General features: G+C 73.3%; 14 protein-coding genes and 1 pseudogene. 7 read left to right on the top strand and 8 right to left on the bottom strand.

Annotated elements, in window-relative coordinates:
* Nucleotides 1–234 precede the first annotated feature (234 nt).
* The 4 genes from ACFWNV_RS16585 to ACFWNV_RS16570 form a co-directional block, all read right to left on the bottom strand.
* Entirely contained in the window at nt 235–1,107 is an 873-nt protein-coding gene (locus ACFWNV_RS16585) for an amino acid ABC transporter permease (RefSeq protein ID WP_383946816.1), read from the bottom strand.
* A complete protein-coding gene (locus tag ACFWNV_RS16580) occupies nt 1,104–1,778 on the bottom strand; it encodes an amino acid ABC transporter permease (protein ID WP_383946814.1) in 675 nt (224 codons plus the stop codon). The genes ACFWNV_RS16585 and ACFWNV_RS16580 overlap by 4 nt, the downstream gene beginning before the upstream one ends.
* A gap of 116 nt (nt 1,779–1,894) precedes the next feature.
* Nucleotides 1,895–2,749, bottom strand: a complete 855-nt coding sequence (locus tag ACFWNV_RS16575) for a glutamate ABC transporter substrate-binding protein (RefSeq protein ID WP_383946811.1) — start codon at nt 2,747–2,749, stop codon at nt 1,895–1,897.
* Between the two features lie 103 nt (nt 2,750–2,852).
* Complete coding sequence (locus tag ACFWNV_RS16570; RefSeq protein ID WP_274549841.1) at nt 2,853–3,638, bottom strand: amino acid ABC transporter ATP-binding protein; 786 nt, start codon at nt 3,636–3,638, stop codon at nt 2,853–2,855.
* Nucleotides 3,639–3,922: 284 nt separating this feature from the next.
* Between ACFWNV_RS16570 and ACFWNV_RS16565 the strand changes: the two are divergent.
* A pseudogene (locus ACFWNV_RS16565) lies at nt 3,923–4,633 on the top strand (response regulator transcription factor); the annotation flags it as partial.
* A gap of 95 nt (nt 4,634–4,728) precedes the next feature.
* Entirely contained in the window at nt 4,729–6,147 is a 1,419-nt protein-coding gene (locus tag ACFWNV_RS16560) for an ATP-binding protein (protein WP_383946808.1), read from the top strand.
* Between the two features lie 40 nt (nt 6,148–6,187).
* On the opposite strand, the gene ACFWNV_RS16555 is transcribed toward ACFWNV_RS16560, so the two are convergent.
* The 3 genes from ACFWNV_RS16555 to ACFWNV_RS16545 all read right to left on the bottom strand — a co-directional run bounded on the left by ACFWNV_RS16555 (nt 6,188) and on the right by ACFWNV_RS16545 (nt 12,733).
* Nucleotides 6,188–9,226 (bottom strand): alpha-mannosidase, encoded by a 3,039-nt coding sequence (locus tag ACFWNV_RS16555; protein ID WP_383946805.1) that lies wholly within the window; start codon nt 9,224–9,226, stop codon nt 6,188–6,190.
* Entirely contained in the window at nt 9,226–11,295 is a 2,070-nt protein-coding gene (locus ACFWNV_RS16550; protein WP_383946901.1) for an endo-beta-N-acetylglucosaminidase, read from the bottom strand. Before ACFWNV_RS16550 ends, ACFWNV_RS16555 begins: the two co-directional genes overlap by 1 nt.
* A 115-nt stretch (nt 11,296–11,410) precedes the next feature.
* On the bottom strand, nt 11,411–12,733 hold the full coding sequence (locus ACFWNV_RS16545) for a glycosyl hydrolase (RefSeq protein ID WP_383946803.1): 1,323 nt from the start codon (nt 12,731–12,733) through the stop codon (nt 11,411–11,413).
* Nucleotides 12,734–12,981: 248 nt separating this feature from the next.
* On the opposite strand from ACFWNV_RS16545, the gene ACFWNV_RS16540 reads away from it, so the two are divergent.
* The 3 genes from ACFWNV_RS16540 (at nt 12,982) to ACFWNV_RS16530 (ending at nt 19,495) form a co-directional block, all read left to right on the top strand.
* The gene (locus ACFWNV_RS16540; RefSeq protein ID WP_383946801.1) at nt 12,982–17,403 is read left to right on the top strand and encodes an NEW3 domain-containing protein; all 4,422 of its coding nucleotides are present in this window, start codon (nt 12,982–12,984) and stop codon (nt 17,401–17,403) included.
* Nucleotides 17,404–17,411: 8 nt separating this feature from the next.
* A complete protein-coding gene (locus ACFWNV_RS16535) occupies nt 17,412–18,473 on the top strand; it encodes a LacI family DNA-binding transcriptional regulator (protein WP_383946798.1) in 1,062 nt (353 codons plus the stop codon).
* 104 nt (nt 18,474–18,577) lie between these two features.
* Nucleotides 18,578–19,495, top strand: a complete 918-nt coding sequence (locus ACFWNV_RS16530) for an ROK family protein (protein ID WP_383946898.1) — start codon at nt 18,578–18,580, stop codon at nt 19,493–19,495.
* A gap of 12 nt (nt 19,496–19,507) precedes the next feature.
* On the opposite strand, the gene ACFWNV_RS16525 is transcribed toward ACFWNV_RS16530, so the two are convergent.
* The gene (locus ACFWNV_RS16525) at nt 19,508–20,503 is read right to left on the bottom strand and encodes a TAXI family TRAP transporter solute-binding subunit (protein WP_383946795.1); all 996 of its coding nucleotides are present in this window, start codon (nt 20,501–20,503) and stop codon (nt 19,508–19,510) included.
* A 112-nt stretch (nt 20,504–20,615) separates the two neighbouring features.
* Here ACFWNV_RS16525 and miaB point away from each other — a divergent pair, with 112 nt between their 5' ends.
* Nucleotides 20,616–22,133 (top strand): tRNA (N6-isopentenyl adenosine(37)-C2)-methylthiotransferase MiaB, encoded by a 1,518-nt coding sequence (miaB, locus tag ACFWNV_RS16520; protein ID WP_383946792.1) that lies wholly within the window; start codon nt 20,616–20,618, stop codon nt 22,131–22,133.
* 392 nt (nt 22,134–22,525) lie between these two features.
* Complete coding sequence (locus ACFWNV_RS16515; protein WP_383946789.1) at nt 22,526–23,233, top strand: hypothetical protein; 708 nt, start codon at nt 22,526–22,528, stop codon at nt 23,231–23,233.
* The last annotated feature ends 46 nt before the right edge of the window (nt 23,234–23,279 follow it).

The raw sequence follows: 23,279 nt of genomic DNA, 5'->3' as shown, positions 1-23,279 counted from the left end.
GTGCTTTTGGTGCGACGCGGTTCGGCTTTTTGTACAACCTGAACTATCACACCCCCCGGTCGGTCCCTGCTGCTCTGCCCGCGGGGCGCTACATCGCTGTGGGGGGCGGGGTTGCCGTCCCCCCCCACCACACGTGTCCCGCCAGTGTACTGACCGACTGTCAGACCGGATGCCGGACCCGGGTCCGAGCAGATGTCCGATGCCGCGCCGGAGGGGCGGCCGGAAGAAGGACGGTCAGATGCCGCCGCTGTTGTTGCCCGCGTCGAGGGTCACCGGGAGCACCGTGCCGGTGCTGCGCTTCGACTTGCGCAGGCGGCCCTCCAGCCAGGAGGCGAAGGAGGTGAGGGCGAAGTTCACCGCGATGTAGATCGCCGCGATCACGATCAGGGTCGGGATGGTGTTGCTGAAGTTCGCCGAGATCTGCCGGTACTGGGTCAGCAGTTCGGCGAGGCCCAGGACCGCACCGCCGATCGCGGTGTCCTTGAGGATCACCACGAGCTGGCTGACCAGCGCGGGCAGCATCGCGGTGACCGCCTGCGGGATCAGGACGTAGGTCATGACCTGGCCCTTGCGCATGCCGATCGCCTTCGCGGCGTCGGTCTGGCCCCTGGGCAGCGACTCGACACCGGCCCGGACGATCTCGCCGATGACCGCGGAGTTGTACAGGACCAGCCCGGTGATCACTGCGTACAGCGGCCTGACCTCGGAGTCGACGCCGGTGTACTGCACGTAGAAGGCGGAGCCGAAGAGCATCAGCATCAGGACCGGGATGGCCCGGAAGAACTCGACCCAGGTGCCCACGATGCTGCGTACCCACGCGTGGTCGGAGAGCCGTCCCATGCCGAGGAGGGCGCCCAGCGGCAGGGCGATCACCATGGAGATGGCGCCGGCCCGCAGGGTCTCGCCGAGTCCGGGAAGCAGGAACGTCGTCCACACCTCGCCGGTGAAGAAGGGGCTCCACTTGTCGGCGTCGAGCTGGTTCTTGTCCGCCAGGGCCGACAGCACCCACCACGCGACGGCGGCGGCCACCACGAGGAAGATGCCGCTGTAGATCCAGTTGCGGGCCTTGGCCCGGGGGCCGGGGGCGTCGTACAGCACCGAGGTCATCGCTTCACCGCCACGCGCTTGGCCACCCAGCCCAGGAGCAGGCCGGTGGGCAGGGTCAGAAGGACGAATCCGAGGGCGAAGACGCCGAAGACGGCGAAGAGGTCCTGCGGTTCGTTCTCGATCATCTCCTTCATCAGCAGCGCCGCCTCGGCCACGCCGATCGCCGCTGCCACCGTGGTGTTCTTGGTGAGGGCGATCAGCACGTTGGCCAGGGGTGCGACGACCGCCCGGAAGGCCTGGGGGAGCACGATCAGGGTGAGCGTCTGGACGAAGCTCATGCCCAGGGCGCGGGAGGCCTCGGCCTGTCCGACCGGGACCGTGTTGATGCCCGAGCGGATCGCCTCGCAGACGAAGGTGCCGGTGTATGCGATGAAGCCGAGGACCGCGAGCCGGAAGCCGATGTCCTTGAAGGTGCCGCCGCCCAGCGTGACGCCCAGGGTCTGGTTGAGGCCCAGCGAACAGCCGATGATCAGCACGGTCAGCGGGGTGTTGCGCACGAGGTTCACGTACGCGGTGGCGAAGCCCCGCATCAGCGGGACCGGACTGACCCGCATCCCGGCCAGTACGGTGCCCCAGATCAGGGACCCGACGGCCGAGTAGAGGGTGAGCTGAACCGTCACCCAGAAGGCTCCGAGCACGTCGTACTGCCCGGAATCAAGAAAATCGAACACGATGGCCTGCGCTCTCCCCAGGATGGCCAGGTGGGCCGGTGGGGCACGGCGCCGCCCGCGGCAGGCGGGCGGCGACGGACCTCACCGATGGATCGGCCGGCGGACCGGCCGCCGGGTCAGCTGCCTTCGGTGACCGCGGGAGCCGGCTCGTTCTTGTAGCCGGACGGACCGAAGTTCTTCTTGATGGCGGCTTCCCAGGCGCCGTCCGCCTCCATCTTCTTGATGGCGGCGTTGACCTTGGTCTGGAGGTCCTTGTCGCCCTTCTTCAGACCGATGCCGTAGTTCTCGTTGCTCAGGCTCAGCCCGACCAGCTTGAACTTGCCCTTGTTCTTGTCCTGCGCCGCGTAGCCGGCCAGGATCGAGTTGTCCGTGGTCAGGGCGTCGACGGCCTTGTTCTCCAGGCCGGTCAGGCACTCGGAGTAGCCGCCGAGCTGCTGCAGGTCGGCCTCGGGGGCCAGCTTGGTCTTGACGTTCTGCGCCGACGTGGAGCCGGTGACCGAGCAGAGCTTCTTCTTGTTGAGGTCCTCGGCCTTGGTGATCGAGGTGTCGTCGGCGCGGACCAGCAGGTCCTGGTGCGCGAGGAAGTACGGACCGGCGAAGTCGACCCGCTCCTTGCGCTTGTCGTTGATCGAGTAGCTCGCCACGACCAGCTTCACGTCGCCGTTGGAGATCAGGTTCTCGCGCTCGGCGCTGACGGCCTGCTTGAACTCGATCTGGTCGGGCTCGTAGCCGAGCTCCTTGGCCACGTACGTCGCCACGTCCACGTCGAAGCCCGTGAACTTGCCGTCGGGGGCCTTCAGGCCCACACCCGGCTGGTCGAACTTGATGCCGATGACGATCTTGTCCTTCTTGGCACCGGCCGTGGAGCCGGCGTCACCCGCGGGCTTGTCGCTGTCGCCGCCACAGGCGGTCGCGGTCAGGGCGAGAGCAACGGCGATGGCGGCGGCCGCGCCGACCTTGGAGAGCTTCATGGTGGACTTCCCTCGAAGTGAGACGTGAGACAGCAGTGAACTGAGACGTGCGACGTGCGTACTGGACGACGATCCGTCACCGGATCACTACCAGATGCGAAGGTCAGTGGTGCAGGATCTTCGAGAGGAAGTCCTTGGCGCGGTCGCTCCGCGGGTTGCTGAAGAACTGCTCGGGCGTGGCCTCTTCGACGATCTTTCCGTCGGCCATGAAGACGACCCGGTTGGCGGCGGAGCGGGCGAAGCCCATCTCGTGCGTGACGACGACCATCGTCATGCCCTCCCGGGCGAGCTGCTGCATGACCTCCAGCACCTCGTTGATCATCTCCGGGTCGAGGGCCGAGGTCGGCTCGTCGAAGAGCATCACCTTCGGGTCCATCGCCAGGGCGCGGGCGATCGCCACGCGCTGCTGCTGGCCGCCCGACAGCTGCGCCGGGTACTTGTCGGCCTGCGAGCCGACGCCCACCCGGTCGAGGAGGGACTTCGCCTTCTCCAGCGCCGCCGCCTGGTCCGCCTTGCGGACCTTGAGCTGGCCCAGCATCACGTTCTGCAGGACCGTCTTGTGCGCGAAGAGGTTGAACGACTGGAAGACCATGCCCACATCGGCACGCAGCTTCGCCAGCGCCTTCCCCTCCGACGGCAGTTGCTTCCCGTCGACGGTGATGCTGCCCGAATCGATCGTCTCCAGGCGGTTGATGGTCCGGCACAGCGTGGACTTGCCCGACCCCGAAGGGCCGATCACCACGACGACCTCACCGCGGGCAATGCTCAGATCGATGTCCTGAAGCACGTGCAGCGCGCCGAAGTGCTTGTTGACGTTGCTCAGCACGACCAGGTCGTCCGCGGCACCGGCCGCGTCCCGCACGTCCTTGGTCACTGATACTCCGCTCATCGGCTTGTGGCTCCGTCCTCCTCGGTTGGGAGGACAGTAGTGATGTGGCGCGCACAGCGTCAGTACATCTGAGGGAGAATTGAGGATAACGATCCGGCCTCGCACCGATACGCTCCGTACTCGCGGGCGTCCCGCACCGGCCGTGGCCGTACCGGGTCCATAACGGAACCCCCGACGGGCCGGAACCGTCTTGACGTGGGAGTCCGCATCGGCGTGGATGCTTGGTGGCCCATGATGTCCGCCATGCGAACGCGAAGAGATCAAGAGATGGAGAGGGGGACGACATGAGACTGCTGCTCGTCGAGGACGACGACCACGTCGCCGCCGCCCTGTCCGCGATCCTCGCCCGGCACGGCTTCAAGGTCACCCATGCCCGCAGCGGTGAGGAGGCCCTGCAGGCCCTGCTGTCGGCGGGCGCCCCGCCGCTGGCCCCTCCCTACGGGGTGATCCTGCTCGACCTCGGCCTGCCCGACCAGGACGGCTACGAGGTGTGCGGCAAGATCCGCAAGCGCACCAGCACGCCCGTCATCATGGTCACCGCGCGGGCCGATGTGCGCTCCCGGATCCACGGGCTCAACATGGGCGCCGACGACTACGTCACCAAGCCCTACGACACCGGCGAACTCCTCGCCCGCATCCACGCGGTGGCCCGCCGTACCGGCGCCTCCGAGGAGACCGCCGCCGGCCCCGCGGGCACCCCGGGCGTGGTCAGCCTCGGGCCCGTCGGCATCGAGCTCTCCACCCGCCGGGTCAGCGTGGACGGCGTCGACGTGGCGCTGACCCGCAAGGAGTTCGACCTGCTGGCGCTGCTCGCGCAGCGCCCCGGCGTGGTCTTCCGCCGCGAGCAGATCATCAGCGAGGTGTGGCGCACCAGTTGGGAGGGCACCGGCCGTACCCTTGAGGTGCACGTGGCCTCGCTGCGGTCCAAGCTGCGCATGCCGGCGCTCATCGAGACCGTCCGCGGCGTGGGATACCGGCTCGTCGTACCGCCCGCCCCGGCGGCTCCCGCGCCGCCCGCCGCCCCTGCCCCGCCCGCCGCCCCTGCCCCGCCCGCTGCCCCCGCCCCGCCCGCCGTCTAGCGGCCCCCGTCGTGCGCGCCCGTCTGCTTCCGCTGCTCGTCGTCCTGATGGCGGGCGTCCTGCTCGCCTTCGGCTTCCCGCTCGCGGTGGCCCTCGCGGCCGGGCAGCAGCAAGGGGTGGTCGTCGACCGGATCGACGACGGGGCCCGCTTCGCCGCGCTCACCCAGTTCGTCATCGACGCCGAGAGCTCGAAGTCCAGCGGGGCCGGCGAACGCCGCGAGACCCTCCAGCAGGAACTGGCCCGCTACCAGGAGCTGTACGGGATCCGCGTCGGCATCTTCCGCCGGGACGACAACGCCATCGCCCGGTCGCCCAGCTGGTGGGAGCTGCCCGAGAAGGGGGAGGGGCACGAGGCCTTCATCCAGGCGCTCGCGGGCCGGCGCAGCCACGACCCCGGCCAGGTGTGGCCCTGGCAGACCCACGGCAAACTCCTCGTCGCCTCCCCGGTCGTCCTCGACGGGGACGTGGTCGCCGTGGTCGCCACCGAGTCGCCCACCGGCCAGATGCGGGCCCGGATCCTGCGCGGCTGGCTGATCATCGCCGCCGGGCTCGGCGCGGCCATGCTCGTGGCCTTCGGCGCAGCCCTGCGGCTGACCAGCTGGGTGCTCAAGCCCGTGCAGACCCTGGACACCGCGGCCCACGGCATCGCCACCGGGCGGATGAACTCCCGCGTCGCGGCGGGCGGCGGCCCCCCGGAACTCAGGCGCCTGGCCCGCTCGTTCAACGAGATGGCCGACAACGTCGAAGAGGTGCTCGAACAGCAGCGGGCCTTCGTCGCCGACGCCTCCCACCAGCTGCGCAACCCGCTCGCCGCGCTGCTGCTGCGGATCGAGCTGCTCGCCCTCGAACTGCCCGAGGGCAACGAGGAGATCGCCTCGGTACGGACCGAGGGGAAACGCCTGACCCAGGTCCTGGACGACCTGCTCGACCTGGCCCTGGCCGAGCACGCCACGGCCGAGATCAGCCTGACGGACATCGCGGGGCTGGCCGCCGAGCGGGTGACCGCCTGGCGCCCGTTCGCCGAGGAGAAGGGCGTGCGGCTCACCGGGACGGGGCGGACCGCCGCCACCGGCTGGGCCGACCCGATCGCGCTCTCCAGCGCGCTCGACGCCGTCATCGACAACGCCCTCAAGTTCACTCCTGAGGGTGAGGACGTCGAGGTGGCGCTCTCCGTGGCCGGCGACCGGGTGCTGATCGTGGTCGCCGACCGGGGTCCCGGGCTCACCGAGGAGGAGCTGCTGCGGATCGGGGACCGGTTCTGGCGCAGCGGACGCCACCAGAACATCAAGGGCTCCGGGCTCGGCCTCTCCATCTCCCGCATCCTGCTCGGCGCGGGCGGCGGGTCCCTCTCCTACGAGAAGAACCCGCCGCACGGGCTGCGCGTGACGCTGGCCGTCCCGCGCACCGATCCCGCCGCGCTGCCCGAGTGAACCGCCAGGGCCGATCCCGCCGCCATGGCCGATCGAACCGCTAGGTCCGGGTGAACCGCAGGGTCACCAGCTCGAACGGACCGAGCCGTACGTCGGCCAGCGCGCCGGAGGCCGCCACCAGCGCGGGGGCTTCGGCCAGGGGCCGCTCCAGCAGGTCCGTGGCGTGCGCGCCGGCGTGCTCGAAGTCCAGGGTCAGCCGGGCCCTGGCCCGGCCGCCCGTGGTCTCGTACAGCCGGACCACCAGGTCGCCGCTGCCGTCGTCGGTGAGCTTGACCGCCGAGACGGCCACCTTCTCGTTGTCGACACGGACCAGCGGGGCCGTCTCCCGGGTGCCGGTCAGCCGGCGCTCGGGCAGGTTGATCGCGAAGCCCTCGCGGACCGCGTCCCCGATCGAGGCGCCCGGCACCAGCGCGTAGCCGAACCGGTGCAGGCCCTGGTCGGTCTCCGGGTCCGGGAAGCGCGGGGCCCGCAGCAGCGACAGCCGCACCGTGGTCGTCGTACCGCCGTCGGCCCGCACGTCACGGGTGACGTCGTGCCCGTACATCGAGTCGTTGACCAGGGCCGCGCCCCAGCCGGGCTCCGCTACGTGCAGGAAGCGGTGGTGGCAGGCCTCGAACTTGGCCGCCTCCCAGCTGGTGTTGGTATGGGTGGGGCGGTAGAGGTGCCCGAACTGGGTTTCGGACGCGTACCGGTCGGCGTGCACGTCCAGCGGGAAGGCCGCCTTCAGGAACTTCTCCGTCTCGTGCCAGTCCACCTCGGTGTCCACGTCGAGCCGGCCCAGCGCCGCCCCCAGGGTGAGGCGCTGCACCACCATCGAGGAGCCGAAGGAGCGCACCACCGTCACCGTCGCCGCACCCGCATCCTCCGTGAGGGTGACGGAATCGGCCTCCGTGAGGTCGGTGACCGTGTTCCGGTAGAAGGAGTCCACGTCCCAGGCGTCCCACATGTTCGGGAAGTCCGGGTGGATCTGGAGCAGGTTCGCCGCGTGGCCCGGGGCCACCGACTCACGGCCGGCCACCAGGTCGTACGCGGAGACCACCAGACCCCGCGCGTCGACCTCCACCCGCAGCCGGGAGTTCTCCAGCGTGAAGCCGCCCCCGGCGCGCGGGCCGGCCGAGACCTGCCCCACCGGGACGCCGAGCGGGGCGCTGCCCCCGGCAGGGACCCCGGCGCGGGTGTGCGGGGCGGCGTTGAAGACCAGCTCGCGGCCGCCCTCCGGGTCGCCCGCCAGGGCCCGCTGGGCCGCGGCGACGATCCCGGTCAGCTCCTCGGCGAGCGCCGCGTAGGTGGCCTCCGCCTCCCGGTGCACCCAGGCGATCGAGGACCCGGGCAGGATGTCGTGGAACTGGTGGAGCAGCACCGACTTCCAGATCCGGTCCAGCTCCTCGTACGGGTAGGGGAACCCGGCGCGGACCGCCGCGGTCGCCGCCCACAGCTCCGCCTCGCGCAGCAGGGACTCGCTGCGCCGGTTGCCCTGCTTGGTCTTGGCCTGGCTGGTCAGGGTGGCCCGGTGCAGCTCCAGGTAGAGCTCGCCGACCCACACCGGCGGGTCCGGGTACTCGGCCTGCGCCTTGTCGAAGAACGCGGCCGGGGACTCCCACACCACCTGCGCGGAGCCCTCCAGGTCCCGCAGCCTGCGGGCCTTCGCGATCATCTCGCGGGTGGTGCCGCCGCCGCCGTCGCCCCAGCCCGTCGGGGCGAGGGAGTGCCGGGCCGCGCCCTTGTCCTTGAAGTTGCGGGCCGCGTGCGCGATCTCCCGGCCGTCCACCGAGCAGTTGTAGGTGTCGACCGGCGGGAAGTGCGTGAAGATCCGGGTCCCGTCGATGCCCTCCCACTGGAAGGTGTGGTGCGGGAACGTGTTCACCTGCGACCAGGAGATCTTCTGCGTCAGCAGCCGCTTCGATCCGGCCGCCTTGATGATCTGCGGCAGCCCGGCCGCGAAGCCGAAGGTGTCGGGGAGCCAGGCCTCGTCGTTCTCGATCCCGAACTCCTCCAGGAAGAACCGCTTCCCGTGGGTGAACTGACGGGCCATCGCCTCCGACCCCGGCATGTTGGTGTCCGACTCCACCCACATGCCGCCCGCCGGGACGAACCGGCCCCCGGCGACCGCCTTCTTGACCTTCGCGTACACCTCCGGCCGGTGCTCCTTGATCCAGGCGTACTGCTGGGCCTGGGACATGGCGAAGACGAAGTCCGGCTCGCCCTCCAGCAGCGAGGTCATGTTCGACGTCGTACGGGCCACCTTGCGCACCGTCTCGCGCAGCGGCCACAGCCACGCCGAGTCGATGTGCGCGTGGCCGACCGCGCTGATCCGGTGCGCGGAGGCGTCGGCGGGCGCGGCCAGCACCCCGGCGAGCTCGGCGCGGGCGGCGCCCGCCGTCGCGTTCACCGCCTGCAGGTCCAGGGCGTCCAGGCAGCGTTCGACCGCGCGCAGCAGCTCCCAGCGCCGGGCCCCGTCCACGGGCAGTTCGGCCATCAGCTCGCCGAGCACCTCCAGGTCGATGACCAGCTCCCACACCGTCCGGTCGAAGACGGCCAGGTCGACCCGGGTCAGCCGGTACTGCGGCTCGTCGCCGGCCGTGTGCCGGTCGCCCAGTCCCGTCGGGCGGAACGGCTCCACGTCCAGGATCACCGGGTTGGAGGCGGCCTCCAGGTGCCATTCGACCCGTTCGCCGCCCGCCACCGGGCCCTCGGCGACCCGGACCCACTGGTTGCGCGGGTTGATCGCCTTCAGCGGGGAGCCCTCCGGGGTGTACACCAGCGCCTCGCACTGGAAGCCGGGCATCCGCTCGTCGAAGCCGAGGTCGATGACGGCCTCCACCTCCCGGCCGGCCCAGTCGGCGGGCACCGTCCCGGTCACCTTGAACCAGGTCGTGTCCCAGGGCGCGCCCCAGGCATCGCCGACGGCGGCGGGGGTGTGCGGAGCCGCCAGCCCCTCGGCCACCGGGACCGGCTCGCGGCCCGGTGCGGTCCAGGCCTCGATGGCCAGCGGCGCCGCCAGCGGATACACCGCCGGGCGGATCCGCTCGTCGAGGACCCGCTTGAGGCGTCCCTCCAGTACTGCGCGGTCGTCATGCATCAGAGGGCTCCGGTCCAGGTGAGGGTGGTGCGGGCGGGGGCGGAGACGGCGTACGGCTCGTCCACGGCCCGGACTTCGAACACGGCCGCCTGCTCCCGGCCGGCGCGCTCGACGGCCGGGAGGAAGAGGGCGGTGCCACAGGTCCCGCCTAGGAAGCGGCGGGAGCCGTCCGGCAGGACGCGGGACACCTCGTAGTGGCGGACGGCGCCGGTGGACCGCTGCCAGGACAGTCGGACGGCGGCCTCGCCGGACTGCTGGGAGGAGGCGGACAGGGCCGGGGTGCCCGGAGTCGCCGGGCGGGGCCGCGCGGCGGCCTCGCGTACCGTCACCGCCCCGAGCCGCCAGCGCACCGGCTCCTTCCCGCGTCGGGTGATCCGTACGGCCAGGGCGTGGGCGGTGGTGCCCGCCAGCTCCGTCAGCCGGACCCTGGTCGTGCGCCAGCCCTGACCGCTGCCGAGGGTCTCCGCCTTCAGCCAGGTGTACGGGACCTCCTGCCCCGGGCCGGACGGCTCGCGGGTGGCCACGCCGAGCTCGACCGTCACCGGGCCCGACTCGGTGCGGTGCACCAGCTCCACGACGCAGGACCGGGTCAGGGGCAGCCGGGTGGCGTGCAGTCCCACGGTGACCGGGGCGCTGATCTCGCCGGCGACGAGGAGGCTGGACCCGCCGCGCCAGGCCTGTGCGAAGTCGAGGGTGACCTCGGGGCGGGTCCCGGTGGTGTGCACGGCCCAGCGGCGGCCCGGGAGCCGGTCCTGGAGGCCGAGGTGGTTCCATCCGGTGTCGGACACGGGCTCGCCGTCCTCGTACCAGCGTTCCCCGTGCCCGGTGTTGAAGGAGCAGGCGAAGGGCAGCGCGGTCACGGTGGACCGGTCGGCGACGACGGTGGCGGGCGCGCGCCAGGCGTCCCCGGGGGAGGGGCGGGCGGGGTCCAGGGACTCGCCGGTCCAGAACCGGTCGTCGGCGCGGTGGAAGGCGCCCGGGGAGCGGTCGGCGAGGTGGCCCAGGGTCCACTCGGGCCGGTAGAAGCCGTAGGAGACGATGTGCTCGCTCCCGCGCGGGACGATCGCGTCCCAGTCCACCTTGGAGTTCCAGCCGTTGGACTCCGTGTCCACGGCCGCCCACAGTTCGTGGCGGCTGCGGCCGAGCCGGTCGGCGAGGGCGCCGGAGGCGGCGAGCTTCGCCGGGGTCCAGCGGAAGTCCACGAACATCGTGTCCGCGACCTTGCCGCGGCGGTCCTCGTAGAACTCCTGGTTGAGCTCGTTCAGCGCGCCCTGCCAGCCGACCCTGCCGGTGGAGTTCATCGCGTCGTACCAGGTGATGCCCAGGCCGTGCGGTTCACCGGCGGCGCGCAGGGCGCGCAGGAACCGCTGCGTCTGCGCGGCGAGTTCGCTGTCGCCGCCCTCGGTCTCGGCGTTGACGAACCAGCCGTCGAACCCGTACGCCCGCGCCACCTGCACCAGCTTCTCGGCGATCGGGAACCGGCCGAGGGAGTCCTGCCGGACCAGATCGCGGGTCCACCGGAGGTCGCCGCCGTAGGGCACGGGCGGCAGGAACACGTTGCCCATCACCCGGACGCCGTTGCGGTGCGCGGCGTCGGTGACGGGCGCGTTCGGGGCGAGCACGATGCCCTCGGCGGAGGAGCCGCCCCAGAAGACCAGCTCGTCGATGTACGCCCAGTGGGTGAGGGCGTAGTAGTCGGCGGTGGGCGACCCCTGGGCCGGATTGCCCGCCGTGTTCCCGAAGGAGACGAGCGAGGCGATACGGGCCTGCCCGGCGCGGGCCGTGGAGTTCGGCGGCACCGGGGTGAAGCGGGGCGCCAGCGGCACGGTGGCGGTGTTGTAGGCCAGATCGGGGTCGGACTCCGGGGTCCACCGCATCAGCGAGCGCCAGGTGATCCCGGGCCCCGGGGTCCCGGCGGGCAGCGAGTCCGGGAACCAGTACGAGGCGTACGGGGCGAGTCCCGCCGGGGGTTCGGCCGGTACGGGCGGCGCTGCCGGGGCGGCTACCGCCGGGGCGGCCGCCGTACCGAGCAGGGTGGCTGCCCCGGCCCCCGCCCCGGCGAACAGCATCCCGCGCCGGGTGGGGCGCAGGGGGGCCGGGCGGGGGGAGCTGCGGGGGCGGGCGGTTCGAGGATCGACGCCGTTGTCGGTCTCGGACATGAGGGATCTCCTCGGTAGGGGCCGGTCAGGCCCGGGTGGGGGCGTCGGACACGTGCAGGACCTCGGTGATGCCGCGGGCGGCCAGGTGCTCCGCGTCCCCGGCGAGCTCGGCCAGGACCACCGCCGGGCGCACCCCCTGGGCGGTGAGCTCCGCCCAGGCCTCGAAGAACGCCCCGCCGGGGGCGCACACCGAGCGGTTCGGCGCGGACGCGGAGCCGCCGACGTCCACGGCGAGCGCGGTGGAGCGCACCGCGGGGCGGTGTTCGCGGCCCCGCCACTGCGCGGTGATCCGGGCGATCACCTCGCCGGCGGGCTTGGTCCGGCGGTCGTTGGTGAGCAGGCCGAGCCCGTACTCCAGCTCGGGGAAGTCGGCGAGCTCCCGGGACACGTCGTGCGAGCACCACCAGGTCACGCCCCACAGGCCGGGGCAGTCCAGGGCGTTCGCCACGGTCGCCTCGGTGAAGGAGGCCGCGTGCTCGGGCTGGATCAGCGGCGCGGGCGCGCCCACCTCCTGGAGCCAGACCGGGCGGCGGGGATCGCGGGCCCAGGCCTTGGACAGCTCGATCAGGTACGCGGCGTGGTGCTCGGTCGCCGTCCCGGTCCGGCCGTGGCGCTGGGCGGTGCCGTTGAACACCCAGGAGTGCACGGCGGTCGCGGCGCCGAGCCGGGCCGCCTGCGCCACGGTGAAGGGGTGGCCGTCCTGGTACCAGGCGGCGTCGTACTCGGCGTGCAGGTGCATGCGGCCCGGCGCCCCCTGCTCGCAGGCGGCGAGCATCCGCTCCAGCCAGCGCCCGGCCTGCTCCTGGGTGATGCGGTCGGGGGAGGGGTGCGGATCGTCCGAGAACTGGTTGATCTCGTTGCCGACCGTCATGCCCAGGAAGTTCGGCCGGTCCGCGAGGGCGGCGGCCAGCGTGCGCAGGTACTCCTCCTGGCCGGCGACGACCTGCGGATCGCTGAAGATGTTGCGCCGGTGCCAGGTGCCGGTCCACGCGGGCAGGAAGTCGAAGCTCGACAGGTGCCCCTGGAGCCCGTCCACGTTGACGTCGAGCCCGCGGTCGGCGGCCGCGTCGGCGAGCGCGACGAGCTGCTCGACGGCGCGCGGCCGGATCAGCGTCCGGTTCGGCTGGAACACCGGCCACAGCGGGAAGACCCGTACGTGGTCCAGGCCGAGGCCGGCGATCGAGTCGAGGTCGGCCTTCACCTCGTCGAGGTCGAAGTCGAGCCAGTGGTGGAACCAGCCGCGCGTCGGCGTGTAGTTGGCACCGAAACGCAGGGCGCGGGCGGGGGTGGGGGCGGGGGCCGGGGCGGGTGCGGAGGCGGGTGCGGAGGCGGCGTTGCCGTCGTGCATGAAGGGTCCTGGAGTTCAGGGGGAATTCGCCGGATGCCCACAACCTGCCGCCTGCCCGGGGGATAAGTCAACAGCATCCTTATCTCCGAACGTCCCGACTTGGCGGGATGAAAGTCCTGACCTCGCAGACGCTGGTACTTATGCGCTTCAGTCCCGTTGACAGACGGGTTCCAGTCGCTTGAAGCTGAGGTCACTAATGCGGTTTAGTTGTTGTTGAGCGGTGTTGTCACACAAGGAAGTGTGCGGAAATGGACAGCGGAATTACCGTCACGACGGTCACCACCCCGGCCCTCTTCGCCGGCCCGCCGGAAACCCCCTCCCAGATCGTCCGGGTCCGCATCCGCAGAGCCTGCCCGGCCGGCCCGCTGCACGTGGCCGTGCACGGAGACGGCATCACCACCCCGCACCCGCGCATCGTGCGGGCCGACACCGCGGAGGCCTACGCCGGCACCGATGCCCGCGCGGATCTGGCCGGGTCCGGCCCCCGGCCCGTCCCGGAATCCACCGTCGAGGTCGCCGTCCGCACCCCGGGCGCCGCCCCCGGGACCGTCCTGCCCGCCACCGTCCGCATCACCACCCCCGACGGGCGGCCGCTCGCCGAGCGGGCCTTCGGCCTCGTCGTCGCCGAGCCCGGCTGGACCGTCCGCCTGGTCCCGCACTTCCACTACGACCCCATGTGGTGGAACACCCAGGCCGCCTACACCGCCCTCTGGGACGCCCCCCTGAAACCCGGCGAGGCCGAGCGCGGCTGGGAGTACACCGGCGTCCCCGCCTTCACCCTGATCCCGCTCCACCTCCAGCAGGCGCGCGAGGACCCGGCGTACCGCTTCGTGCTCTCCGAGGTCGACTACCTCAAGCCCTACTGGGACACCCACCCCGCCGAACGCGCCGAACTGCGCGCGCTCATCGCCGAAGGCCGGGTGGAGATCGTCGGCGGCACCTACAACGAGCCCTCCACCAACCTCACCTCCGCCGAGACCACCATCCGCTCCGCCGTCCACGGCCTCGCCCTGCACCGCGGCACCCTCGGCGCCGACCCCCGCACCGCCTGGCAGCTCGACGTCTTCGGCCACGACCCCTCCTTCCCCGCCCTGATGGCCGGCGCCGGACTCGACTCCGCCGTCCTCGCCCGCGGCCCCCACCACCAGTGGGGCCCGATGATGGACACCTGGGGCGACGAGCTGCGCGCCCCCGCCGCCATGCAGCTGCCCGCCGAGTACGAGTGGATCGCCCCCGGCGGGGAGGGCCTGCTCCTGCACTACCTGCCCGCGCACTACTCCGCCGGCTGGTTCTCCCACCGGGCACCGGACGCGGAGTCCGCCGCGGAACAGCTCCTGGACCTGTACGAGCTGCTGCGCACCGCCGCCGCGACGAAGAACGTCCTGATCCCCATGGGCACCGACTTCTCCTGGCCGCACCGCTGGGGCCTGGACGTGCAGCACGCCTGGAACCGCCGCTATTGCTGGCCCCGCATGGAACACACCGGCCCGCGCGCCCACTTCGACGCCGTCCGCGCCGAACTCGCGGCGCGCGGCGAGCAGCCGCTGCCGGTCACCCGGGAGATGGGCCCGGTCTACACCGGCAAGGACGTCACCTACGCCGACGTGAAGCAGGCCCACCGGGCCGCCGAGAACCTCCTCGAACAGGCCGAGACCTTCGCCGCCCTCGCCGGCGCCGAAGGCCTGACCGCCTACCCCGCCCAGACCCTGTCCAAGGCCTGGCGCCACCTGCTGCACGCCGCCCACCACGACGCCGTCACCGGGACCTTCTCCGACCAGGTGTACCTCGACCTGCTCCCCACCTGGCGCGAGGCGCACGAACTGGCCGACGGCGTACGGGAGGAGGCCCTCGCCGCGCTCACCGCCGCGGCCGACACCCGCGGCCCCGGACCGCTCGCCGTCACCGTGCACAACCCGGTCTCGTGGACCCGTACCGACCTGGTCCGCACCCGCGTCGACCTGGCGGCGCTCGGCCTCGCCGGCGACCGCGCGGACGGCGCGGACGGCGTGGACGGCGCCGACGGCCGCGCCGACCTGATCACCGTCCTGGACGAGGAGGGCCGCGCGGCGCCCGTCCACATCGAGGCCGTGGCCGACGGGACCGCCGAACTGGCCTTCCTCGCCCGGGACGTGCCCTCCCTCGGCCACCGCACCTGGTGGCTCGCGGCGGCGGACGCCACCTGCCCGGACCGCCCGCTCTCGGGCCGCTGGGAGCCGGCGCCCGGGCACACCGCGGAGAACGAGTTCCTGCGCGCCGAGGCCGATCCCGCGCGCGGCGGCGGCCTGGCCCGGCTGCTGGACCGGCGCACCGGGCAGGAGGTCCTCACCCCCGGCGAGGTGGACGAGCTCGTCGTGCAGGAGGAGTACGACAAGCACCCCTACTTCGAAGAGGGCCCCTGGCACCTGCTGCCCAAGGGCCCCGGCACCGGTTCGGGCGCCGGGCCCGCCGAGACCTGCCGCGCGGAACGCGGGCCGCTCGGTTCGCGCATCGTGGCCACCGGGCGGACCGGGCCCGTCCGCTGGACCCGGACCACCACCCTGTGGGACGGCCTGGACCGGGCGGAACTCACCACGACGGTGCACGCGTTCGAAGGCTCCGACCAGCTGCTGCGGCTGCGGATCCCGGCGGACGTGCCCGGGGCGCTGCCCGTCGCCGAGACGGCCGCCTCCGCGGTGGGGCGCGGGTTCGCCTTCCCCGACGCGGACACCGGGGCCGACCACACCCGGGCCCCCTGGACCCTCGACAGCCCCTGCCTCAACTGGTTCGCCCTGTCGGCCCCCATGACCGGGCCGGGCGGCCGGGCCCTGGGCGCGGCGGAGATCGTCCTCCCGGACGCGGACACCCCTGCGGGACTGCGCGAGCTGGTCACCGCCCTCGGCCGGCACGGGGTCACCGCGACCCCGACCCGGGCGGCCGGGCCGCGCTGGGGCGACCTGGCGGTGGACAGCAGCCTGCCCGACTTCCGCATCGCACTCGGCGGCCCCGGGGAGAACCCCTTCACGGCGGCGCTGCTCGAATCGGCCGGTCCCGCCCGGGAGGAGGCCCTGACCGAAGCCCTACGGGAACACGGGCAGGTCTGGATTGCGGCCCGAGCGGGGCTGCGCTCGCTCTGGAGCCCCGGCTGCGATCTGACGGGCCTGCGGGACCTGCCGGTCCTGGTCCACGCCGGACCCCCGGAGCAGCTCGCCCGGGCCGTCGCCGCGTCGGGCCGCATCGACGCCGTGGCTGCGGCGGGCGGATCCACGCCCGCGGCGGACGGAGCGGGCGCGCAGGAGGAGGCGTACGCGCAGGAGGAGGCGTACGCGCACGAGGCGGCGTACGCGCACGAGGCGGCGTCCGCGGGCGATGAGCCGTACGCGGACCGCACCGTCGGGATCCTGGTGCGCGGCACGCCCAGCTTCGCCGTCGACACCGCCGGGCGGCTGCACAGCACGCTGATGCGGTCCTGCACCGGCCGCCCGAGCGGGGAATGGATGGACCCGCCGCGCCGCACCGCCCCCGACGGCAGCTCCTTCCAGCTCCAGCACTGGACCCATGTCTTCGAGCACGCGCTGGTCGCGGGCTCCGGGGACTGGCGGGCGGTGGACCTCGTGCGCCGCGGACGGGAGTTCAACAAGCCGCTCACCGCCGTCACGGCCGCCCCCGCCGAGGGGCCCCGGCCGCCCGCGCGCTCGCTGCTCGGCGTGGAGCCGGCCGACCGGGTGCTGATCGAGACGGTGAAGCGGGCCGAGGGCTCTGGCGACGGGGCCGACGGGGCCGACCGGGTCGACCGGGCCGACCTGGCCGTCCGGCTGCGCGAAACGCACGGCCGCCCGGTCATGGTGGAGACCCTGTGGCCGACGGATCCGGCCGCCGAGGCCGATCTGCTGGACCGCCCCACCGGATTCTTCGAGGGGCAGGTCCAGGGCGCCGCGACGACCACGCTCCTGCTGCTCACGGAATCCGGCATGCCGCTGCGGGAGCCGGAACGGGAGCCGCACCAGCCGGTGTTCAGCCGGTACTGGCTGCACAACACCGGGACCGCGCCGCTCGGCGACGCCCCGTACACGGTGACCTGTGACGGGGTACCCGCCGGGGCCACGGTCACCCTCGCCGCCCACGGACGGGCGGACGGCGGCCCGGCCGCGCTGGAGGTCCGGGCCTCGGCGGGCTGGACCACCTCCTGGACCCGGCGGCGGACCGAGCTCCCGCCCGGCGGCCACGTCTCCTTCCCGCTCACCGTGGAGCCGGTCGAAGGAGCGGAACCCGGCGAACACCTGGTCCGGATCCTCGCCACCACCCCGGCGGGCACCTTCGAGGACGTCCTCACCGTCACCGTCCCGGGCGGCCCGGCCGGGGTGCCGGCCGGGCTGTGGGTGGCCGCCCCGGAGCCCGCGGTCACCGTGGCCCCCGGCGGGCGGGCCCCCGTACGGGCGCGGATCGGCTCCACCGGCATCCGCACCCCCCTGACGGGGCAGGCGTACGCCGTCTCCCCGTTCGGCACCTGGGAGCTGACGGCCCCCGCCGTCCTGCCCGTCGAGGTCCCGGCGGACGGCGAGACGGAGGCCGTCTTCGAGCTGCGGCCGCCGCTCGACGCCCCCGCCGGGGAGTACTGGATCGTGGTCAAGGCGGTCTGCCAGGGCAGGATCGCGTACGGTCCGGCCATTGCCGTCCACGTCAGCGAGGGATGAGACAGGCCATGGCCCGCAGACCCACCATCAAGGACATCGCCCGGCAGGCCGGGGTGTCGGAGAGCGCCGTCTCCTTCGCGCTCAACAACCGGCCCGGGGTCTCCCAGGACACCCGCGCCCGCATCCGGCGGGTCGCCGAGGAGCTCGGATGGCAGCCCAACAGCGCCGCCCGCGCCCTCTCCGGGGAACAGTCCGGCGCCGTGGGCCTGGTCCTCGCCCGGCCCGCGCACACCCTCGGCGTCGAGTCCTTCTTCCTCCAGCTGGTCTCCGGCATCCAGGAAGTGCTGGCCGCCGGCCGGATCGCCCTGCTCTTCCAGGTGGTCGAGGACCTCGACGCCGAATGCGCCGTCTACCGCCGCTGGTGGGCCGAGCGGCGCGTCGACGGGGTCGTCGTCGTGGACCCGAGGAGCGACGACCCGCGTCCCGCCCTGCTCGAACAGCTCGCCCTGCCGGCCGTCACGGTGGGGGAGACGGGACCGGTCGCCCCGGCCTTCCCCGATTCCGGCGCCCCCACCGCCCTGTCCGCCGTCCGGGCCGACGACGCCGGGGCCATGGCGGAGGTGCTCGACCACCTGTACGGGCTCGGCCACCGCCGGATCGCGCACGTCGCGGGACTGCCCGGCCTCGCCCACACCGAGCGCAGGATCGCCTCGCTGCGCGCCGAGGCCCACCGGCTGGGCCTCGACCCCGGGCAGGTGCGCTCGGTCACCACCGACTACTCCGACGCCGAGGGGGCGGAGGCCACCCGGCGGATCCTCGCCGAGCCCGAGCCGCCGACCGCGATCGTCTACGACAACGACGTCATGGCCGTGGCCGGCGTGGCCGTCGCCTCCGAACTGGGCATCCCGGTCCCGGACGGGCTCTCCGTCGTCGCCTGGGACGACTCCGCGCTCTGCCGGGTCACCCGCCCCCGGCTCACCGCCCTGGTCCGCGACACCGCCGGCTTCGGCCGGCTCGCCGCGGAGGAGCTCCTCGCCCTCCTCGCCGGGGGTGCGCCGAGGTCCCGCGAGAGCGAGCGGCCCCGGCTGGAGCCCCGCGAGAGTACGGCGCCGCCGCCGGCCGCATACTGAAACCGACCCCTTCCTGGAGCGCCACCGTGACCACTCCCACCCCCACCTCCGCATTCCCCGCCCCCCGAGCCGGTGCGCCGGCCGACTCCGGCCCGACGGTCGCGATCGACATCGGCGGTACGAAGGTCGCCGGAGCGCTGGTGGACTCCGACGGCGCCATGACGGCCACCACCCGCCGCCCCACCCCGCGCGGCGCCGACGGGGACGCCGTGTTCGCCGCCGTCGCGGAGGTCATCGCGGAGCTCGCGCAGTCCCCGCTGTGGGACTCGGCCGTCCGGTGCGGGATCGGCAGCGCGGGCCCGGTGGACGCCGCGCTCGGCACGGTCAGCCCGGTCAACATCGGCGCCTGGCGGGGCTTCCCCGTCCAGGCCCGGGTCGAGGCCGAGCTCGCCCGGCACGGGGCACGGATCCCGACGGTGCTGGCCGGCGACGGGGTGGCGATGACCGCCGCCGAGCACTGGCTGGGCGCCGCCCGCGGGCACGCCAACGCGCTCTGCATGGTGGTCTCCACCGGCGTCGGCGGCGGACTCGTCCTGAACAACCAGCTGCACCCCGGCCCCACCGGGAACGCCGGTCACATCGGCCACATCAGCGTCGCCTTCGACGGGGAGCCCTGCGCGTGCGGAGGCCGCGGCTGCGTGGAGTCCATCGCCTCCGGCACCGCGATCGCGGCATGGGCCCTGGCCCAGGGGTGGGTCCCGGCCGGGGACGCCAGCGCGGCCGGGGTGGCCGCAGCCGCTGCCGCCGGCGATCCCGTCGCCCTGGCCGCCTTCGACCGCGCGGGGCGGGCCCTGGCCGCCGCCATCGCGGCCACCGCCACCCTCGTCGAGACCGACATCGCCGTCATCGGGGGCGGCGTCGCCGCCTGCGGGGACACCCTCTTCGGGCCGGTCCGCGCGCACCTGGCCTCGTACGCGACCCTGTCCTTCGTGCAGGACCTCCAGGTCGTCCCGGCGACGCTGGGCACCCACGCGGGCCTGATCGGGGCCGCCGCGGCGGCGACGATGCTGCTGCGGTCGTGAGTCCGTACTGCTTCAGGGCTTGACGGAGCGGTAGTAGCGGGCCGCGCCCTCGTGGAGTTGCAGGGGATCGGTGTAGATCGCCGTCCGCAGGTCCACGAGCTGCGCGGCGTGCACCTCGCGCCCGATCTTGTCCCGGCTGTCGATCACCGTGCGGGTGAACTGCTCGGTCAGCTCGGCGCCCGCGTCGTCCCGGGTCACCAGCAGGTTCGGCACCGCGACGGTGGACACGGCCGTGTTGCTGCGGGCCCGGGCGTAGGCGTCCGGGGGCATGACGGCCGCCCGGTAGTACCGCGCGGGGCTGCCGCTGGACTGGAGCGCCTCCACCAGGTCGCCGAGCTGCACGAGCCGGATCTCGAACCGCTCCGAGAGCTCCCGCACGGCGTTGGTGGGCAGCCCGCCCGACCAGAAGAAGGCGTCGATCCGGCCGGCCTCCAGCTCTTTGGGCACGGTGTCGATCCCGATGGCCACCGGGGTGATGTCGCGCACCGGGTCCAGCCCCGCCGCCCTGAGCATGCGCTCCGAGATCAGCCGCACCCCCGAGCCCTCCTGGCCGACGGCGACCCGCTTGCCCCGCAGGTCCCGGGTGGACTGGACCGGCGAACCGGCGGGCACCACCAGCTGGACGTAGTCGTCGTAGAGCCGGGCCAGACCGCGCAGCCGCTCCGCCCCGGGCTTCCGGTCGACCTGGTACTTGGCCACCGCGTCGGCCGTCGCCACCGTGAAGTCCGCCTCGCCCGCGGCCACCCGCTGCAGGTTCTGCTGCGAGCCCTCGCTCGTCTGCAGCCGGACGCGCAACCCGGGCTCGTCCTTGGCGAGCGCCTGCTCCAGCAGCAGGCCGTAGCGGTGGTAGACCCCGTTCTGGACGCCGGTGCTGAGGGTGATCCCACCCGTGAGCTCCGGGCGGCCGAAGGGCCGCAGCCACCAGACGAGGGCGCAGAGCACCGCCAGTACGGCCACCAGGGCCCGCAGGGCACGGCGCCTGCTGATCCGGGGCGGTACGAGAGGCATGGCCGCGATCCTGCCACCGACCAGCCCTCCTGTCACGGCCCGCCCTGCCCCGCGGACCCGCTCCGGCCCGCACCCGGCCCGGGCCGCCACGCCCGACCCTTACCCTTGCTGAGTGAGTACCGAGAGCGGCGAGGCGACTGTTGTGAAAACGTACGAGGTCCGGACGTACGGCTGTCAGATGAACGTGCACGACTCCGAGCGGCTGTCCGGCCTGCTGGAGGACGCCGGGTACGTCCGCGCGCCCCAGGGCTCAGACGGTGACGCCGACGTCGTCGTGTTCAACACCTGCGCCGTCCGCGAGAACGCCGACAACAAGCTCTACGGCAACCTCGGCCGGCTCGCGCCCATGAAGACCAAGCGCCCCGGCATGCAGATCGCCGTCGGCGGCTGCCTCGCCCAGAAGGACCGCGACACGATCGTGGACCGCGCCCCCTGGGTCGACGTGGTCTTCGGCACGCACAACATCGGCAAGCTGCCCGTCCTCCTGGAGCGCGCGCGCATCCAGGAAGAGGCGCAGATCGAGATCGCCGAATCGCTGGAGGCCTTCCCCTCCACGCTCCCGACCCGGCGCGAGTCCGCGTACGCCGCCTGGGTCTCGATCTCCGTCGGCTGCAACAACACCTGCACCTTCTGCATCGTCCCGGCGCTGCGCGGCAAGGAGGAGGACCGCCGTCCCGGCGACATCCTCGCCGAGGTCGAGGCGCTCGTCGCCGAGGGCGTCTCCGAGATCACCCTGCTCGGCCAGAACGTCAACGCCTACGGCTCCGACCTGGGCGACCGCGAGGCCTTCTCCAAGCTGCTGCGCGCCTGCGGAGCCATCGAGGGCCTGGAGCGGGTCCGCTTCACCTCCCCGCACCCGCGCGACTTCACCGACGACGTGATCGCGGCGATGGCCGAGACCCCCAACGTCATGCCGCAGCTGCACATGCCGATGCAGTCCGGATCGGACACGATCCTGAAGGCCATGCGCCGCTCGTACCGCCAGGAGCGCTTCCTCGGCATCATCGAGAAGGTCCGCGCCTCCATCCCGCACGCCGCGATCTCCACCGACATCATCGTCGGCTTCCCCGGCGAGACGGAGGAGGACTTCCAGCAGACCATGCACGCGGTCCGCGAGGCGCGCTTCGCGAACGCCTTCACCTTCCAGTACTCCAAGCGCCCCGGGACCCCGGCCGCCGACATGGAGGGGCAGATCCCCAAGGAGGTCGTCCAGGAGCGGTACATGCGCCTGGTCGCCCTCCAGGAGGAGATCTCCTGGGACGAGAACAAGAAGCAGGTCGGCCGGACCCTGGAGGTCATGGTCGCCGAGGGCGAAGGCCGCAAGGACGGAGCCACGCACCGGCTGTCCGGGCGGGCCCCCGACAACCGCCTGGTCCACTTCACGAAGCCGGACGAAGAGGTCCGCCCGGGCGACGTGGTGACGGTCGAGATCACCTACGCGGCCCCCCACCACCTCCTCGCGGAGGGGCCGACGGGGGCGGTACGGCTTACCCGTGCGGGCGACGCCTGGGAGAAGCGCAACGCGGCTCCGGCGCAGCCGAAGGGCGTCCTCCTCGGCATCCCGACCCTGGGCGTCCCGGCCCCCCTCCCGGCCGCGGTCTCGGGCTGCGCCAGCCCCGCCTCCTCTTAACGCGCCGCTCGCACCGCTGCGCGGGCTTCGCGGCGCTGCGCCTGACTCCGTCCGGCGGTGGCCGGTCGGGGCTGCCGCCACCGCCGTCCCGGCGCGGGGGCTGGTGGGCGCGTGCGGCTGGGGTCGGCCCTGCGGGGTGAGGTCCCCTACCCGCCCTTCGCCCGTTCCCCGGGGCTCCGCCCCGGACCCCGCGCCTCAAACGCCGGCGAGGCTGGATGTGGCTGACGCCAGCCAAAATCAGCCCCTCCGGCGTTTGAGGAGCGGGGGTCCGGGGGCTGGCCCCCGGGAACGGCGCCGCACGCGGCAACGGGGTCCGGACGGAGTCCGGGAAGCGTGCCGGCGCTGAGCGGATCGAGGCACGCGTCGAAGGCGAGGCGGCTACGCTGCGGATCATGCTCGTAGCCGCCGCCGTCTGCCCCGCCCCGCCGATGCTCCTCCCGGAGCTCGCCACGGGAGCCGCCGCCGAACTCGGCCCCGCCCGGACCGCGTGTTCCGACGCGCTGTCCGTGCTCGCCGCCTCCCGGCCCGATCTGCTCGTCGTGGTCGGAGCCAGCGATCCCGACCACCACGGTGCCTACCCCCAGGGCGCCCGCGGCACCTTCCGCGGATTCGGCGCCGGGGCCGACGTACGGCTGGGCGAGGGCGAGGAGGGGCCGCGGCTGCTGCCGACCCCGCTCGCCGTCGGCGCCTGGCTGCTCGGCCGGGCGGGCTGGGGCGCCGCGCCCCTGGAGGGTTTCGGGGTCGCCGGGCCGCTGGACACCGGGCGGTGTCTGGAGGCCGGCCGGGAACTCGCCGCGCGCGAGGCCCGGGTCGCCCTGCTCGTCATGGGTGACGGCAGCGCCTGCCGCTCCCTCAAGGCCCCCGGCTACCTGGACGAACGCGCCGCCGCCTTCGACACCGAGGCGGCCCGCGCGCTCGGCGCCGCCGACCTGCCCGCCCTGGCCGCCCTCGACGCGGAGCTCGCCGCCGAGCTCCAGGCGGCCGGACGGGCCCCCTGGCAGGTGCTCGCCGGCGCCGCCGAGGGCGCGGGGCTGGAGGGGCGCCTGCTGTACGAGGACGCCCCGTACGGGGTCGGGTACTTCGTCGCCGCCTGGTCGTAGCCGGAGCGGCGGCCGGACCGCACGCAGAAGGGGCGCGGCACCGAGT

The organism is Streptomyces sp. NPDC058401, assembly GCF_042722885.1.
Taxonomy (GTDB): Bacteria; Actinomycetota; Actinomycetes; order Streptomycetales; family Streptomycetaceae; genus Streptomyces.
The sequence above is the reverse complement of the archived record's forward strand: the minus strand, read 5'-3'. Positions and strand labels throughout refer to the sequence as shown.

Bases quoted from the DNA above. Each gene is read 5' to 3' on its own strand.
- ACFWNV_RS16550 (WP_383946901.1), bottom strand. From the start codon at position 11,295: ATGCTGTTCGCCGGGGCGGGGGCCGGGGCAGCCACCCTGCTCGGTACG.
- ACFWNV_RS16515 (WP_383946789.1), top strand. From the start codon at position 22,526: ATGCTCGTAGCCGCCGCCGTCTGCCCCGCCCCGCCGATGCTCCTCCCG.
- ACFWNV_RS16525 (WP_383946795.1), bottom strand. From the start codon at position 20,503: ATGCCTCTCGTACCGCCCCGGATCAGCAGGCGCCGTGCCCTGCGGGCC.
- ACFWNV_RS16555 (WP_383946805.1), bottom strand. From the start codon at position 9,226: ATGCATGACGACCGCGCAGTACTGGAGGGACGCCTCAAGCGGGTCCTC.
- ACFWNV_RS16570 (WP_274549841.1), bottom strand. From the start codon at position 3,638: ATGAGCGGAGTATCAGTGACCAAGGACGTGCGGGACGCGGCCGGTGCC.
- ACFWNV_RS16545 (WP_383946803.1), bottom strand. From the start codon at position 12,733: ATGCACGACGGCAACGCCGCCTCCGCACCCGCCTCCGCACCCGCCCCG.
- ACFWNV_RS16585 (WP_383946816.1), bottom strand. From the start codon at position 1,107: ATGACCTCGGTGCTGTACGACGCCCCCGGCCCCCGGGCCAAGGCCCGC.
- ACFWNV_RS16575 (WP_383946811.1), bottom strand. From the start codon at position 2,749: ATGAAGCTCTCCAAGGTCGGCGCGGCCGCCGCCATCGCCGTTGCTCTC.
- ACFWNV_RS16535 (WP_383946798.1), top strand. From the start codon at position 17,412: ATGGCCCGCAGACCCACCATCAAGGACATCGCCCGGCAGGCCGGGGTG.
- ACFWNV_RS16540 (WP_383946801.1), top strand. From the start codon at position 12,982: ATGGACAGCGGAATTACCGTCACGACGGTCACCACCCCGGCCCTCTTC.